This window comes from Glutamicibacter ardleyensis (assembly GCF_014644555.1).
GTDB lineage: Bacteria > Actinomycetota > Actinomycetes > Actinomycetales > Micrococcaceae > Glutamicibacter > Glutamicibacter bergerei.
This window is the reverse complement of sequence record NZ_BMKX01000008.1, coordinates 167,587-183,026: the sequence shown is the minus strand read 5'-3', so window position 1 is coordinate 183,026 and position 15,440 is coordinate 167,587. Positions and strand designations below refer to the sequence as shown.

At 56.4% G+C, this 15,440-nt stretch carries 14 protein-coding genes and 1 pseudogene; 9 read left to right on the top strand and 6 right to left on the bottom strand.

Features of this window, described 5'->3' with window-relative positions; translation table 11 throughout:
* The 9 genes from IEX04_RS18620 to IEX04_RS14755 all read left to right on the top strand — a co-directional run.
* Nucleotides 1-1,423, top strand: a 1,423-nt coding sequence (locus IEX04_RS18620) for a tetratricopeptide repeat protein (RefSeq protein WP_194446460.1), incomplete at its 5' end; no start/stop codon positions are given.
* 13 nt (nucleotides 1,424-1,436) lie between these two features.
* Nucleotides 1,437-2,444, top strand: a complete 1,008-nt coding sequence (locus IEX04_RS14790; protein ID WP_096257564.1) for an HAD-IIA family hydrolase — start codon at nucleotides 1,437-1,439, stop codon at nucleotides 2,442-2,444.
* Nucleotides 2,445-2,616: 172 nt separating this feature from the next.
* On the top strand, nucleotides 2,617-3,411 hold the full coding sequence (locus IEX04_RS14785; protein WP_188686668.1) for a TlyA family RNA methyltransferase: 795 nt from the start codon (nucleotides 2,617-2,619) through the stop codon (nucleotides 3,409-3,411).
* 71 nt (nucleotides 3,412-3,482) lie between these two features.
* Nucleotides 3,483-4,505, top strand: a complete 1,023-nt coding sequence (locus tag IEX04_RS14780) for an NAD kinase (protein WP_096257699.1) — start codon at nucleotides 3,483-3,485, stop codon at nucleotides 4,503-4,505.
* A gap of 106 nt (nucleotides 4,506-4,611) precedes the next feature.
* Entirely contained in the window at nucleotides 4,612-6,360 is a 1,749-nt protein-coding gene (recN, locus tag IEX04_RS14775; RefSeq protein ID WP_188686665.1) for a DNA repair protein RecN, read from the top strand.
* 101 nt (nucleotides 6,361-6,461) lie between these two features.
* On the top strand, nucleotides 6,462-8,144 hold the full coding sequence (gene pyrG / locus IEX04_RS14770) for a CTP synthase (protein WP_096257567.1): 1,683 nt from the start codon (nucleotides 6,462-6,464) through the stop codon (nucleotides 8,142-8,144).
* Between the two features lie 67 nt (nucleotides 8,145-8,211).
* Entirely contained in the window at nucleotides 8,212-8,856 is a 645-nt protein-coding gene (locus IEX04_RS14765) for an NUDIX domain-containing protein (RefSeq protein WP_096257568.1), read from the top strand.
* A gap of 8 nt (nucleotides 8,857-8,864) precedes the next feature.
* Nucleotides 8,865-9,824, top strand: a complete 960-nt coding sequence (xerD, locus tag IEX04_RS14760) for a site-specific tyrosine recombinase XerD (protein ID WP_096257569.1) — start codon at nucleotides 8,865-8,867, stop codon at nucleotides 9,822-9,824.
* A gap of 10 nt (nucleotides 9,825-9,834) precedes the next feature.
* Complete coding sequence (locus tag IEX04_RS14755; protein ID WP_188686662.1) at nucleotides 9,835-10,338, top strand: 8-oxo-dGTP diphosphatase; 504 nt, start codon at nucleotides 9,835-9,837, stop codon at nucleotides 10,336-10,338.
* 17 nt (nucleotides 10,339-10,355) lie between these two features.
* On the opposite strand, the pseudogene IEX04_RS19225 reads toward IEX04_RS14755, so the two are convergent.
* The 6 genes and pseudogenes from IEX04_RS19225 to IEX04_RS14730 all read right to left on the bottom strand — a co-directional run bounded on the left by IEX04_RS19225 (nucleotide 10,356) and on the right by IEX04_RS14730 (nucleotide 15,273).
* A pseudogene (locus IEX04_RS19225) lies at nucleotides 10,356-10,608 on the bottom strand (helix-turn-helix domain-containing protein).
* Nucleotides 10,608-10,880 carry a DUF2975 domain-containing protein gene (locus tag IEX04_RS14750; protein ID WP_096257571.1) on the bottom strand — a complete coding sequence of 91 codons (273 nt, stop codon included), beginning with the start codon at nucleotides 10,878-10,880 and terminating at the stop codon, nucleotides 10,608-10,610. Before IEX04_RS14750 ends, IEX04_RS19225 begins: the two are co-directional and overlap by 1 nt.
* A gap of 125 nt (nucleotides 10,881-11,005) precedes the next feature.
* The gene (locus IEX04_RS14745) at nucleotides 11,006-12,145 is read right to left on the bottom strand and encodes a bifunctional 2-methylcitrate synthase/citrate synthase (protein WP_096257572.1); all 1,140 of its coding nucleotides are present in this window, start codon (nucleotides 12,143-12,145) and stop codon (nucleotides 11,006-11,008) included.
* Between the two features lie 32 nt (nucleotides 12,146-12,177).
* A complete protein-coding gene (gene prpB, locus IEX04_RS14740) occupies nucleotides 12,178-13,107 on the bottom strand; it encodes a methylisocitrate lyase (RefSeq protein ID WP_188686659.1) in 930 nt (309 codons plus the stop codon).
* Nucleotide 13,108: 1 nt separating this feature from the next.
* Nucleotides 13,109-14,626, bottom strand: coding sequence for an MmgE/PrpD family protein (locus IEX04_RS14735; RefSeq protein ID WP_188686657.1), 1,518 nt, complete (start codon nucleotides 14,624-14,626; stop codon nucleotides 13,109-13,111).
* A complete protein-coding gene (locus IEX04_RS14730; RefSeq protein ID WP_188686655.1) occupies nucleotides 14,623-15,273 on the bottom strand; it encodes a GntR family transcriptional regulator in 651 nt (216 codons plus the stop codon). Before IEX04_RS14730 ends, IEX04_RS14735 begins: the two co-directional genes overlap by 4 nt.
* Between the last annotated feature and the right edge of the window lie 167 nt (nucleotides 15,274-15,440).

Here is a 15,440-nt window from a genome sequence, read left to right as displayed (position 1 = left end):
TGACAACCGTGAAGGTGGATTCCGCGGTAACCGCGACGAAAACCGTGGTGGCTTCAAGCGTGACGACAACCGTGGTGGTGGCTTCAAGCGTGACGAAAACCGTGGTGGTGGCTTCAAGCGTGACGACAACCGTGGTGGCGGCTTCAAGCGCGATGACAACCGTGAAGGTGGCTTCCGCGGTAACCGCGACGAAAACCGTGGTGGCTTCAAGCGTGATGACAACCGTGAAGGTGGCTTCCGCGGTAACCGCGACGAAAACCGTGGCGGTTTCAAGCGTGACGACAACCGTGAAGGTGGCTTCCGCGGTAACCGCGACGAAAACCGTGGCGGTTTCAAGCGCGATGACAACCGTGAAGGTGGATTCCGCGGTACGAGCGATCGCCCAGAACGTGGAAACCGCTTCGACGATCGTTCCAACGAAGCACCGCGCGCTCACAACCCTGGCGACCTACGCATTTCGAACCGCCCAGACCGTGAACAGTCCCCAGATATCGATGAGGACGTTACCGGTAAGGAATTGGATCGTGTTGCACGCGCCCAGCTTCGGTACCTCGAAGAACGCTCGGCAAGCTGGGTAGCTAAGCACTTGGTCATGGCTGGCCGTCTACTTGAAGAAGATCCCGAGCTCGCCTATGAGCACACCATGGCAGCCTCCCGTCGTGGCGGCCGCGTTGCAGTTGTCCGTGAAGCCGTAGGCATTGCTGCCTACCACGCAGGCAAGTACGCGGACTCACTACGCGAGCTTCGTACTCACCGACGTATCTCCGGTTCGGATTACAACCTTCCCTTGATCGCAGACTCGCTGCGTGGCTTGGGTCGTGCTGAAAAAGCCATTGAGCTTGCACACTCAGATGAGTGCGCGAATCTGGAATCTGCGGTCAAGGTCGAGATGCACATCGTTGCCGCAGGTGCCTACGGCGACTTGGGCAAATTAGATCTGGCTCTTGCCGAGTTGGAATCTCTAGAACAGCTTGACTTCAATCGCGCTTACTCGTTCAGCCCGCGTTTGTTTACCGCTTATGCTGATCTGCTTGCAGGAGCTGGCCGCACCGAGGATTCCAAGCGTTGGTTCGCGCAGGTTTCTGTCGCAGAGCGTGCTCTTGGCATCGAGGAAGAAGCCGATTCCTTCATCATGGACCTAGCTCCAGAGATGGATGAAGAGGACGAACGCCCACGCGCTAGGGATCTTGTAGATGAGAATGTTGCTGTGGACTCCGGAGATGAAGCTGTTGTTGACGCAGCTGACTCGATTGAGAGCGAAGTGGCCGTCGAAGACACCGCGGAAGCCGATATCGATGATGCCGACGTTGAGACCGAAGAAATCGGCATCGATGAGGAAGACGGCCTAGTTGAGGTAGATTCAGTAGAGGTTGAAACCGAAACTGATAACGTCACCGAAACTGAAACCGACTCACAGAAGTAGGAACTAGTACCGAATGCTGATCTCCGGATTTGATTCCGTTCTTTCAGATCTCGATGGTGTCGTCTACGCGGGTCCCAATGGGATCCCAGACGCCGTCGAGTCATTGAACGCACTCGCAGAAGTTAATGTCGCTCTTGCGTTCATAACGAACAATGCGGGACGTTCGCCAATGTCAGTTGCCGCGCATTTGCGTCAACTGGGTGTGAAAACCGGTGCGGAGCAGGTCTTTGGATCTGCTGATGCCGGAGCCGAGCTATTGGCGCGTGAATTAAATCCGGGCAGCAAGGTACTAGTTGTGGGGTCCCCGTACCTGCGTGAATGCATTGCGGTGCGGGGACTCGAAGTCGTAGAGTCACATAAAGATAAACCAGTGGCGGTTATTCAAGGTTTCGACCCGGCCGTTTCTTGGAACGATCTTGCCGAGGCCAGCTATGCCATCAATAACGGGGCACAGTGGGTCGCGACGAACACCGACCTAACCATTCCTCGGGCCGAGGGTATCGCACCAGGTAACGGATCATTAGTCCAAGCGGTGAAACTAGCCACCGGGGTGACACCCCGCGTTGCAGGAAAACCAGAGTCGTTCTTATTTGCGCGTGCAGCGGATCGTTTAGATTCGCGGCGCCCCCTTGTAGTAGGGGATCGTTTGGATACCGATATCCTTGGAGGATATCGAGCGGGCTTTTCTACTGCACTGGTATTGACGGGTGTGGATTCTCCCCGTAGCGCACTTGGTGCCCCGGTATCGGAGCGCCCTAACTACCTTATTTCCAGCCTCGCAGATCTTTACCGACCGTACCCAACAATCAAAGTGCTTGGCTACGGCGTACAAGTCGGAGAGTCAATTGCTAAGGTTGATGGTGAGTCTATAGAGGTCAGTGGCAATGAATCAGACCTAAATGCATGGCGTGCCGCATGCCATGCTTGGTGGCTGGCTCATTCGCGCCAGCAAGATCATGTTAGTCCCGAAATCCAATTCACCTCGCGCGGATTGGACACCCTGCGACGAGCTCAGAGGTAGCACACATGAATATGCCAACGCCTGGCGACAAGTCGGCATCAATGTTGGAAGATGAAGCGCTGGACGACACGCTCTCATCCCTTGCCCAGCAGGATATAACAGAACATTCAGCAATATACGAGCAGCTACTGGCAACTCTTCAGTCGCAGCTTAACTCAACGGAGTACCGCGCGTGAACCGGCTTGATCAAGTACTAGTACTTCGGTCGCTAGCTCGTTCGCGGACCGAAGCGGCCAAGCTTATTGACGCAAAACGAGTTCTGCTCAATGGGGTTGTTGCTACCAAGGCTTCGAAGAACGTTGCTCCGGAATCCGAGCTCGAAGTCTTAGCTAGTGAGGGTGAAGAATACGTTTCCCGTGCCGGCCATAAACTGGCTGGTGCGCTAGATGTATTTACGACCATTTCGCCCGAGTCGTTGCGCTGTCTAGATGCTGGTGCCTCTACCGGCGGATTTACAGATGTCTTACTGCGTCGCGGTGCCAAACAGGTGATGGCCGCGGATGTCGGGCATGGACAACTCGTGAACCAAATTCGTGAAGACTCCCGAGTATCGGTGTTTGAAGGTCTCAACGTTAGGTATATGAACCCCGAGGATATTGGGGGAGAAGTCGACTTGGTCGTAGCCGACTTATCGTTCATTTCATTGCGCTTAGTGATCGACGCTCTGGCAGGCACGACACGCCCGGGTGGTTCGCTCGTGTTGATGGTAAAGCCACAATTCGAAGTTGGACGTGAACACATAAATCGAACCGGCGTGGTTTTATCTCCCGAGTTACGGCGCAGTGCCATTGAAAGCGTCGTAGCATCAGCGCAGGACGTTGGTTTGCAATTGTGTGGTCTGGCCCGCAGTCCCTTGCCCGGACAAGACGGAAACGTTGAATTTTTTCTCTGGCTCGGAAAACCTCCCATGAGTAATCAACAATCCGTCGATGAAGCCAAATTGTGGGAAGTAGTTGACTATTCTTAGAAGTGAATTGCTTGAGCGGTGAATTCCTCATCACCAAGCGCATACTTCTAACCCGAGAGGGGCAGCCTGCCTTGCGCCGCATCCTAGTTTTCACACACACGGGTCGCAAAGAAGCGATCGCCGCGGCTATTGAAACTTGTGGGTTGCTCCATGCTGCCGGTGTGCGTCCAGTGATGCGCAAAAAAGATCATGAAGCAATACAAACTGCAAGCACCGGACTCCGGCTGCAAATCGACATTCTTGGTCAGGATTGCACCATTGAACAGGTCGATTTAGGCGTAGTTCTGGGTGGAGACGGTTCAGTACTGCGCGCAGCGGAACTAGTGCGTGATGCATCTTTGCCGTTGGTTGGCGTAAATCTTGGACATGTTGGTTTTCTAGCCGAGGCCGAGAGATCCGAATTAGCGGACACAGTACATGCTTTGGTGATTGGTGCTTACACCGTTGAAGAACGGATGGCTATCGAAGTTCAGGTTTGGCGGGACAACGTTTGTCTTGCGGAAACTTGGGCACTTAACGAAGCCGCGGTTGAAAAGGCTAATCGCGAACGCATGATTGAGGTTGTCATCGAAGTCGATGGACGACCGATATCTACTTTTGGTTGCGACGGCGTCGTCATGGCTACGCCAACAGGGTCCACTGCCTATGCATTTTCTGCTGGTGGCCCCGTAGTTTGGCCCGAAGTGGCAGCGCTGATCATGGTTCCCATTAGTGCCCACGCACTATTTGCTAAGCCACTGGTGGTTTCGCCAGACTCGATTATGGCGGTTGAAATTTTAACCCGTTCCGAAGCCGGCGCTGTGCTGTGGTGCGATGGTCGTCGAACAATTGACCTGCCGCCTGGAGCTCGTATTGAGGTTACTCGGAGTGACAAGCCAGTGCTTTTGGCAAGGCTTAATACGACTCCATTCTCGGAGCGACTGGTGAATAAATTTGAGCTTCCGATTCAGGGATGGCGCGGCCCGGCGGACGAGGACGAACGCCGTCCAGCAACCACTGCTCTGCCGGTCATCGGGCCCGGCTTTCAGAGCGTCGAACCGCATCACAAGGATGAACCTGGGATCCCGTTAGTGGCTCGTGACGAAATGAAATAAGAGAATTTACGACTCACAACACTCATATTCGAACAAACTTACGATTCAACAAGTACTATTGGGACGAGAACTGGAACGAATGCACTAGAACGACCGGGAGCGGGCGATGATTCAAGAAATTTCGATCTCTAACCTTGGCGTGATTACCAAGGCGACTCTGCCACTTGGGCCGGGGTTGACTGTTGTCACCGGCGAAACCGGTGCAGGTAAAACAATGGTGATCACCGCTCTGTCCTTACTGCTTGGCCGTCGAGCCGATGCCGGTGCAGTGCGAAACGGTGCCGATCACGCACTAGCCGAGGCTGTCGTGCGTCTAGACCCAGACCATCACGCGCTCGAGGCGGCGACTCATGCCGGGGCGTTTGTTGATGAAGTAGGCGATAAGAGTGAACTGTTACTCACTCGCTCTCTGTCCGCTCAAGGTCGTTCCAAAGCGACAGTCGGTGGACGAAGTGCCCCGGTCGGTTTGTTGGCCGAACTAGGGCAGGAGCTGGTGGCTGTCCACGGTCAGTCTGATCAGATTCGTCTGAAAGAGGCTGGCGCGCAACGTGATGCACTTGACCGATTTGCCGGTTCAGGCCTGGCGCGCACGCTCAAGGAGTATCAGCGGACCTACCGACAGTGGCGTGCGTCGAGTAAAGAACTAACTGCGCTTAAGCAAGACTCGCGTGATCGGGTTCGTGAAGCCGAAAACCTAAAACTCGCGCTCGACGAGATTGATTCGCTAGAGCCGTTGCCGGGTGAAGACGAGAATTTACGTGAAACGGCGATGAAGTTGGGTAACGTCGAATCACTGCGAAACGCTAGCCTGCAGGCTAGAGCCATTGTCGATAGTGAAGATTTTGAATCCCCAGGGATTACTACTTTGGCAGAATCTGTTCGCGGAATTTTGGCGCAAGCAAGTGATGATGACCCGGCCCTAGCAGCCTTTGCTGACCGCGCCGCAGAACTTGGCATTCTTGCTTCGGAACTATCGAGTGATATGGCAAGCTACGTCTCAGATCTTGATGAAGAGGGTCCTGAGCGGCTGGCTCAGATTGAAGCACGTCGTGCAGATTTGAATAAACTCATGCGTAAATATGCGCCAAGCATCGATGAAGTTATTTCCTGGGCCGAAGAATCCCGGCAACGTTTGGAACGGCTTGGTTCGGACGACACTCGCATCGAGGAACTCGAGGACGCTGTGGTCCAGCTGGAGCAGAAGGTCTCAGCTCTGGCTACTGATCTCTCTGAAGCCCGACGCAAGGCTGCCACGAAGCTTTCCAAGCGGGTCAGCGCCGAGCTAACCGCATTGGCCATGCCTGATGCGAATCTCTTTGTCGAGATCGGTGATTTGCCGGAGCTCGGTGCATATGGGCAAGACCAGATCGAAATGCTGTTAGCGCCCCATGCAGGTGCCGCGCCTCGCCCACTGGGTAAGGGGGCCAGCGGCGGTGAGCTGTCGCGCGTGATGCTAGCTATCGAGGTAGTCCTCGCAGCAGTAGATCCGGTGCCAACCTTCGTCTTTGATGAAGTGGATTCCGGAGTTGGTGGCAAAGCTGCGGTGAGCATCGGTGAGCGATTGGCGATGCTTGCCCGACATGTGCAAGTCATTGTGGTCACACACCTACCCCAAGTGGCGGCCTATGCTGATCATCATATCCGCGTGATAAAGACCTCAAACGGTAAGTCAGCGGCCGGCGCCGGGTTTACCGCCAGTGACGTAATCACTCTTGATGACACGGAACGTGTCCGTGAGCTGGCCCGGATGTTGGCAGGTCAGGAGGAATCTGACACCGCTCAAGCGCATGCAGAAGAGCTTCTGGCTGATGCGCGGAAGATGGTCGAATCATTGGTGACGAAGAGCGCACGCTAAATGGCAGAGACGGACTTTGGCATCTTCGGCAGGTGTCGTAGAGTTGCAAAGTGGATGGTCGGTATTCGCGAAAGCGAGCAATGGTGATAGGATGAAATCCCGTGGTGCAGCGTAAATTAACTCGTGATTCTCGGTCGTCTGAAACGACAAAACATATCTTCGTCACCGGCGGTGTAGCCTCCTCCCTGGGTAAGGGATTGACGGCATCCAGCCTTGGACACTTAATTCGAGCTCGTGGTCTCTCCGTGACCATGCAGAAGCTCGATCCGTACCTGAACGTCGATCCAGGTACTATGAATCCTTTCCAGCATGGTGAAGTCTTCGTTACTGACGATGGCGCAGAAACCGACCTGGACATCGGACACTACGAGCGCTTCCTGGATGAAAATCTTCCGGGTTCCGCCAACGTGACCACCGGTCAGGTTTATTCAACCGTTCTGGAACGTGAACGTCGCGGTGAATACCTAGGCGATACAGTTCAAGTCATTCCTCACATTACTGACGAAATCAAGCGTCGTATGCGTTTGGCGGCCACCGAGCCAGGTGAAGGCAAATCGGCCCCTGACGTTATTATCACCGAAATCGGTGGCACGGTCGGTGATATTGAATCCCAGCCATTCCTTGAGGCAGCTCGCCAGGTCCGCCAGGACATTGGACGAAAGAACGCCTTCTTCGTTCACGTTTCCCTCGTTCCCTACATTGGCCCGAGCCACGAGCTGAAGACCAAACCAACTCAGCACTCGGTGGCTGCTCTGCGTTCCATCGGCATTCAGCCGGACGCTCTGGTCATCCGCTCTGATCGTGCAATCCCAGACGAGATGCGCGCAAAGCTCGGACGTACCTGCGACGTGGAAACCGAAGCAGTCATCAGCTGCCCGGATGCGCCGAGTATCTACGAAGTTCCAAAGATCCTGCATGCACAGGGCCTTGATGCTTACATCGTGCAGACTCTGGATATGAAGTTCCGCGACGTGGATTGGGAAGGTTGGGACCGACTACTAGACGTCGTCCGCAACCCGAAGCATGAACTGACCATCGCTTTGGTCGGAAAATACATCGAACTTCCAGATGCTTATCTCTCGGTCACCGAAGCTTTGAAGGCCGGCGGTTTCGCTAACGATTCCAAGGTCAAGATCCGTTGGGTACCGTCCGATGACTGCGCTACCGAAGAAGGAGCCCGCAAGGCTCTCGATGGTGCGGAAGCAATCTGTGTACCTGGTGGCTTCGGTATTCGCGGTCTTGAAGGAAAGCTCGGCGCGCTGCGATTTGCTCGTGAAAACCAGATTCCTACCTTGGGCCTGTGCCTAGGTCTGCAGTCCATGGTGATCGAGTACGCCCGCAATATGGCTGATCTACCAGAAGCTTCCTCTACCGAGTTTGATCCGGAGTCTTCCACCCCAGTCATCGCGACTATGGCCGAACAGCTGGACATTGTTGACGGCAAGGGTGACCTAGGCGGAACCATGCGCTTAGGTTTGTATGACGCGAAGCTTCTGCCAGGTTCTGTGCTGGCCGAAACCTACGGCAAGACCGAGGTTGCTGAACGTCACCGTCACCGCTACGAAGTCAACAATGCTTACCGTGCGCAGCTTGAAGAGGCGGGACTAGTCTTCTCGGGAACCTCCCCAGATGGCAAGCTCGTTGAGTTCGTTGAACTGCCTAAGGACGTACATCCGTACTACGTCTCCACGCAGGCTCACCCAGAACTTTCCAGCCGCCCAACTCGCCCACACCCGCTCTTTGCAGGTCTGGTCGCCGCGGCTCTGGCAAAGCGCAACGCCTGAGCAATACCGGTTATAAACCGTCTAAGGTAGTACCTGTTAGGTCATACCAATAGAAGGGCCCGTTCGCGTGGAACCACAACCGATATCCGATGAACTTTCACCTCGAGAGTTGATTGGACGTGAAACCGTATATGAAGGACGCATCTGGAATGTCGTCCACGATACAGTGCAACTTTCGGATGATGGATCCCGCATCGAGCGAGACTACATCGTGCACCCCGGTGCCGTGTCGATCCTCGCCCTCGATGAACGCGAACGGGTCCTTTTAGTTAACCAATACCGTCACCCTGTCGGTATGCGGCTGTGGGAACTTCCCGCCGGATTGCTCGACGTGGCGGGGGAGCCGCCACTTGAAGGCGCCAAGCGAGAACTCTGGGAGGAAGCGGATCGAACCGCTGAATCTTGGGCCGTCCTTACCGACGTTTTTCTCTCTCCAGGGTCTTCTTCCGAGGCGCTACGAATATTTTTAGCGCGTGATGTGAATCTGGCGCCGGAAGGACAGCGTCACGAACGCACTGATGAAGAAGCCGAAATCATCACCCGCTGGGTGCCCCTAGACGAGGCTGTAGCCGCAGTGCTTGACGGCCGAATCCATAACCCCTCGGCGGTAGTAGGCCTCTTGGCAGCCTTTGCTGCACGTGCGAGCAATTACTCCACGTTGCGACCGGCTGATAGTGCATTCGACGCGCACCCCGGATTGCGCGGGGCCTAAAGCGCACCATGAGTTTGCCCGAAGCAACTGCCCAACCGGCGCCGAAATCCGGCACGTTTGAGTCCGCGCTACGCCGCTACCTGCAACACTTGGCGATCGAGCGTGGCCTGGCAAAAAATACCTTGGACTCCTATCGTCGGGATCTAACTCGTTACCAAGAAACTTTGGAAACACGTGGCATCACTGATCCCGCATTGATCACTGAAAATGATGTCAGTGGCTACCTACAGCAGTTGGCACGCGGCGATGATGAGCATCAGGCTCTGGGACCCAGATCGGTCGCACGCCATACGGTGGCCATTCGGCAGCTGCATAAGTATTGGGAGCTAGAGGAGATTTGTGCGCCAAATCCTGCTCGTGAGGTGCAACCTCCGACGGTGGGCCAGTCGTTGCCGAAGGCGATCAGTATTTCTGCGGTGACTCAGATTCTCGATTCCATTGCGTTGGATACTCCCGCTGGGCTGAGAGATCGGGCGATTCTAGAATTTTTGTACTCGACCGGTGCCCGTATCTCCGAGGTTGTCGGGCTGGATGTAGATGATCTGCATTTTGCCGATGACGCGGTAGTGCGTTTGTTCGGTAAGGGCTCGAAAGAACGGGTTGTACCGGTCGGTGGTTATGCCCAGCGCGCGGTCAGCGACTATCTGGTGCGTGCCCGTCCGGGACTGGCTACCAAGGGCAAAGGGACACCTGCCTTATTTCTGAATCAGCGCGGTGGCAGGCTTTCACGCCAGTCGGTGTGGCTGATTCTGGCCAAGGCCGCGCAGCGCGCGGGGATCGAGGGTGAGGTTTCTCCACACACGCTTCGACATTCCTTTGCCACTCATCTTCTAGAGGGCGGAGCAGATGTGCGAGTGGTTCAAGAATTATTGGGTCATGCCTCGGTCACCACCACGCAGATTTACACGAAGGTCACCGTCGATTCATTGCGTGAGGCTTACCTTTTTGCGCACCCGAGGGTGAACTAGGTTTTTGGGCATGTCAATGAATTTGTCCCGGCCGAAACCCGTTGCTTTACTTGCTTTGCTACGCGACGGTGAATTCGGTACCGAGGTACTGCTTGGGAGAAAACTGCGTGGTTTTGGCATCGGCAAGATCGTTTTGCCCGGCGGGAAGATTGAGCCCGGCGAAACATCCGAGCAAGCTGGAATTCGTGAGTTCTTCGAAGAAACCGGGCTGCTTGTGGCTTCGGACCAGCTTCGGCCAGCGGCCAAGATAGTCTTCAATTTTCCGGCCAATCCGAGCTCTGACATGGACTGTGCAGTATTCATCGCGCGTTTAGCCAGCGGGAGTCTTGCACCCAGCGAGGAACTGGAACCGTTGTGGTTTTCAGCCAGCGCATTGCCGGTGACACAAATGTGGGAAGATTCCCCGTTATGGCTTCCACGCATGCTGGCGGGAGAACAATTCACCGCCCACATCAGTTATGCGGCGGATAATCAAACCCTGCAAGAGATCGCCTTGGCGCCTTGGCCTGAGTAAAGCACCAGGATCTAGGATTATTCTGCGGTACTGAGGATCGAGGGTCTTTCTTCGCTAGCCTGGGCGGGGTTGGGCTCGTAAATTAGCAGGTCTCCGGGCTGGCAATCGAGTGCTTCAGATCAGGCTTCCAACGTGCTGAAGCGGACGGCTTTGGTACGCCCATTTTTGAGAACTGCAAGATTTGCATGGGTGATGCCGATTTTTCGACTAGTTCACCAACCGCCATTTTCGGCGGGAGAGCATGACATCGATGTCTACTCTGATGGCCATTAGATCACGACGCCCAACTCCGTGCGCAACGCCGCTGCCTGGGCTTCGGTGGTTGAGGCTTGGAAAAACAATTGGCGCAGGACCCACACGATGAGCGCGATCCCAGCTAGCAGGACTCCGAATCCACCCACCAAGAGCACTACTGTCGGTGCTACTGCATCGTCTGGGGCCATGACCGTGCCCAGAATAAATGTCATCAGTGAGCCCATGGAAATCGCGACGATGATCAGACCCAGCACGATTCTCACTGCGAGGGTACTCGATGTGCCCATGGAAGATACACCTGTTGTCCTCTTACGATGAACACTTATCGATAAGCAACATACCGCCGTGTCAGTTAACACAAGAGCGGAGTCGAACCGATCGGCCCGACTCCGCTCTTGTGTACGGATTCTTGTTACAGCGCGCGCTGCTCCGGACCGTTGTACGCGGACAACGGACGGATCAGTGCGTTTGAGGCGCGCTGCTCGAAGATGTGGGCGGTCCAGCCGGTGATGCGTGCCGCGATGAAGATCGGGGTGAACATTTCGGTGTCAAAACCCATCAAGTGATAGGTCGGGCCGGCTGGGTAGTCGAGGTTTGGTTTGATCGCCTTCGCCTCATCCATGGCCGACTCCAGGCCATCGTAGAGTCCAAGCATTTCGGAACGACCGTAATGCTCGATCATCTTGTCCAGCGCAGCCTTCATCGTTGGTACCCGCGAGTCACCGTGCTTGTACACGCGGTGGCCGAAACCCATGACCTTCTTCTTCTGTGCCAGCGCATCTTCCATCCACGCCTTCGCACGGACGGCAGCATCCTTGCGGGATTCGTTCTTGTCGATACCGATCTCGTCGAAGGTGTGCATCACCGCCTCGTTGGCGCCGCCGTGCAAAGGACCCTTCAAAGCACCGATGGCGCCGGTGACAGCCGAGTGCAGGTCCGAGAGCGTCGAGGTAATTACGCGTGCGGTGAAGGTGGAGGCATTGAAGGAGTGCTCCGCATAGAGCACCATCGACACGCGGAACGCGTCGACTACCTCGGGGGCAGCCTCTTCACCGAAGCTCATCCATAAGAAGTTCGACGAGTAGTCCAAATCCTCGCGTGGTGCCACGAGCTCTTGGCCACGACGACGGCGCTGATCATAGGCGACGACCGCTGGGAAAGCCGCGAACAGTTCCTTGGCCTTGCGCAGTTCCGCCTCGGGGGAGGAATTTTCTGCCTCTGCGTGGTTGGCGCCGATCACCGATACGGCCGTGCGTCCAACATCCATTGGATGGCAATCGGTAGGCAGTAGGTCAATAGCAGCCTTCACGCGTGGATCGAGCGCACGATTAGCTCGCTCGAAGGCGCTGAATTCGGTCAGCTCCGACTCGCTTGGCAATTCACCAGTCCACAGCAGTAGTGCGACTTCTTCGAAGGACTTGCTTGCCGCGAGATCCTGTACCGGGTAGCCACGATAAAGCAGCGAGTTGGTCTCCGGATTGACCTTAGAGACCGCCGTGTAATCCACGACGACGCCGGCAAGGCCCTTCTTGATATCCTCGGTGGTGCTCATAAGTGCATCCTCTTCGTTGATGGATCCCCGTACTAGAGGTTCGAGTTATTGGTATCGATGTCGAGGGTGGGAACTTGGAAGTTGAAGATCCCGGTGTCGAATCGGTTGTACGCCTCATAGTCGACTAGCTCGTAGAGACGTGACCTGGTTAACATGTTATCCACTTCGCGCTCTTGAGTTCCATCTTCGCTAATTGCGTCGAGTACTCGCTCGGCCGCACCCATGGCGCTACGCAGCAAGGTCACCGGGTAAATGATTAGTGCAACACCGGCATCGGCCAGCTCCTGGCGGTTGAAAAGCTCGGACTTGCCGAACTCGGTCATATTCGCCAACACCGGTACATCAACCGCATTACAGATGGCTTCAAATTCCGACACATTCTTCATGGCCTCAGGGAAGATGGAGTCCGCCCCGGCATCAACCATCGCCTTTGCCCGGTCGATCGCAGCATCCAGACCTTCCACCGCACGGATGTCGGTGCGCGCCATGATCAAGAAGTTCTCATCAATGCGTGCGTCGGCTGCTGCGGCGATGCGCTTGAGCATGGTCTCGGTATCCACCACGTTCTTGCCGTCCAAGTGGCCGCAGCGCTTCGGATTGAACTGGTCTTCGATATGGCAGCCGGCCAAGCCAGCGTATTCCAGCTCTTGGATCGAGCGGGCCACGTTCATCGGTTCACCAAACCCGGTGTCTGCGTCCACGATCGAAGGCAAATCGCTCATTCGGGCGATCTGTCCGGCACGCGTGGCGACCTCGGTCAGAGAGGTCAGTCCAATGTCGGGGAGGCCCAGGTCGTTGGCGAGCACTGCACCGGAAATGTAGATGCCGTCGAAGTTCTTCTCACTGATCAGCTTGGCCGAGAGTGGGTTGAACGCTCCGGGGAACTGGCGAGCAGCTCCCGGGGTGAGCATTTCGCGTAGCGCGGCACGCTTGGCCGCTGGGGTTTTAGTTGAGTACAACATCCTAGAACAGGCCCTTCGGTGCGGCTGCGGCGTCGATAACTCCGGCTGCCGCAACGATGTTTAGCTGTTCCAGCTCGCCGGCACCCAGATTTTCCAGGTTTTCGGCGGCGGCGATGAAGCGGTCGATTTCCGCGTCGTCGACCAGGCCGGTGGCAAGGCTGCGGAACTTGTTGATGTACTGCTCGCGAGCGAATGGTCGAGCGCCTAGTGGGTGCGCGTCGGCCACAGCGATCTGGTCGGTGATCACGGTGCCATCGTTCAGCGTGATTTCGACGCTGCCGCCGAAGGCCTTCTCTGCGATGTCCAGCGAGTGGTAGCGACGGGTCCACTCAGCGTCTTCTTCGGTGGTGACCTTGTGCCACAGTGCCACGGTGTCTTCACGGCCGGCACGCTCCGGGGAGTAGGAATCCACGTGGTGCCATGCGCCGTCCTGCAGGGCGACGGTGAAGATGTATGGAATCGAGTGATCCAGGGTCTCGCGTGAAGCGGTTGGATCGTACTTCTGTGGATCGTTGGCGCCGGAACCAATGACGTAGTGAGTGTGGTGGCTGGTCTTGATCAGCACCGACTTCACATTCTTCGCCTCGGTGGCTTCTGGGTGCTCACCATGCAGCTTGCGAGCCAGGTCGATCCAGGCCTGCGCCTGGTATTCAGCCGAGTGTTCCTTGGTGTAGGTGTCCATGATGGCGCGCTTTGCTTCGCCAGCCTCTGGCAACGGCACCTCGTAGGCGGCATCCTTGCCGTCGAGCATCCAGGCGATCACGCCATCTTCGCCTTCATAGATTGGCACTGGTGAGGTCTGGCCGCGCATCGCACGGTCAGCTGCTTCAACTGCCATCTTGCCGGCGAAGGCTGGGGCATGTGCCTTCCAGGTGGAGATTTCGCCCTTACGTGACTGTCGGGTTGCGGTGGTGGTGTGCAAGCCCTGGCCGACAGCCTGGAAGATGGTTTCAACATCTAGACCCAACAGGGTGCCGATGCCGGCCGAAGCCGAGGGGCCCAGATGGGCTACGTGGTCGATCTTGTGCTTGTGCAGGCAGATGGCCTTCACCAGATCAACCTGGATTTCGTACCCGGTGGCGATGCCACGGATCAGATCCTTGCCCGAAGCACCGGTGTGCTGGGCGACGGCCAAGATGGGTGGGATGTTATCGCCTGGGTGTGAGTACTCGGCGGCCAGGAAGGTGTCATGGTAATCGAGCTCGCGCACTGCAACGCCGTTAGCCCAGGCTGCCCACTCGGGGGAGACCTTTTCGGTGATGCCGAAGACGTTGGCGCCCTTGCCACCGGTGGACGGTGCGTGGGTTAGCGCTTGGGATCGAGCGGCAACGATTGGACCGCGGTTCAGTGAGGCGATAGCCACCGAAGCGTTGTCGATGATGCGGTTAATGATCATGTCGGTGACCTCAGCGGTCACTTCTACCGGATCGGCTGCAACGGTTGCGATCTTGTGCGCTAGCTGATCCTCGCGGGCGAGGTTTTCTTCGGAGCGGTAAACGCGAACTGGATGATTGATCATGGTGTCCTTTCAGTGGCGACCGCGTGGGTCATGATGTGTTCAAACGATTGGTGTAGGTGGACCGTGGTGGCCGCGGCAGCGACCTCTGGTTTCCCGCTGGCGATCGCCCTGGCAATCGCCGCATGTTCTCCGGCGGATTCTAATAATCGCTCTGGATTGTCTTTTGCTAGCCGACGGACGCGTTGCAGATGAACGCGTAGTGTGCGCAGCGCACCGGAGAGGTACGTATTGTTCGCTGCCGTGTCGATCATCTCGTCGAGTTCGCTGACCAACTGGTAGTACCCGTCGGTGGCGGCTTCGGCGCGCAATTGCTGCGCCGCGGTTTCGAAACGCTGTGCCAACAGGGCAAAATCAGCGCCATGAGTGGAGCGTGCTGCGAGGCGTGCGCTTTCGCATTCCAACGCCCGGCGCAAAACGAAGAGGTCTTCGACGTGGGTATCGGAGATTTCGGAGACGATCGCACCGCGTCCGCGCTGTTGCACCGCTAACCCATCAGCGACCAGTCGGGCTAAGGCTTCACGCACTGGGGTACGGGAAACTCCAAGCCTGTCGGACTGCTCCACCTCGGCGAGTACCGTGCCCGGTGACAACCGCCATTCGACGATGTCGCGGCGCAGGCTCTCGTAGACCTTGTCGCTTGCTTTCATGGTTCGATTGTATACATGAATAGCCGGAAAGGGATAGTAAAGCGTAAATCTTTTCGCAATCTTCGCAGAAATGTATACAAATAACTTGCGAACATGTGACTGCCCTCATACGCTAGTAGGTGTAGCAACCGCACAGCCGCCGGGTGACGATGCCCGGCCCCAGGAGG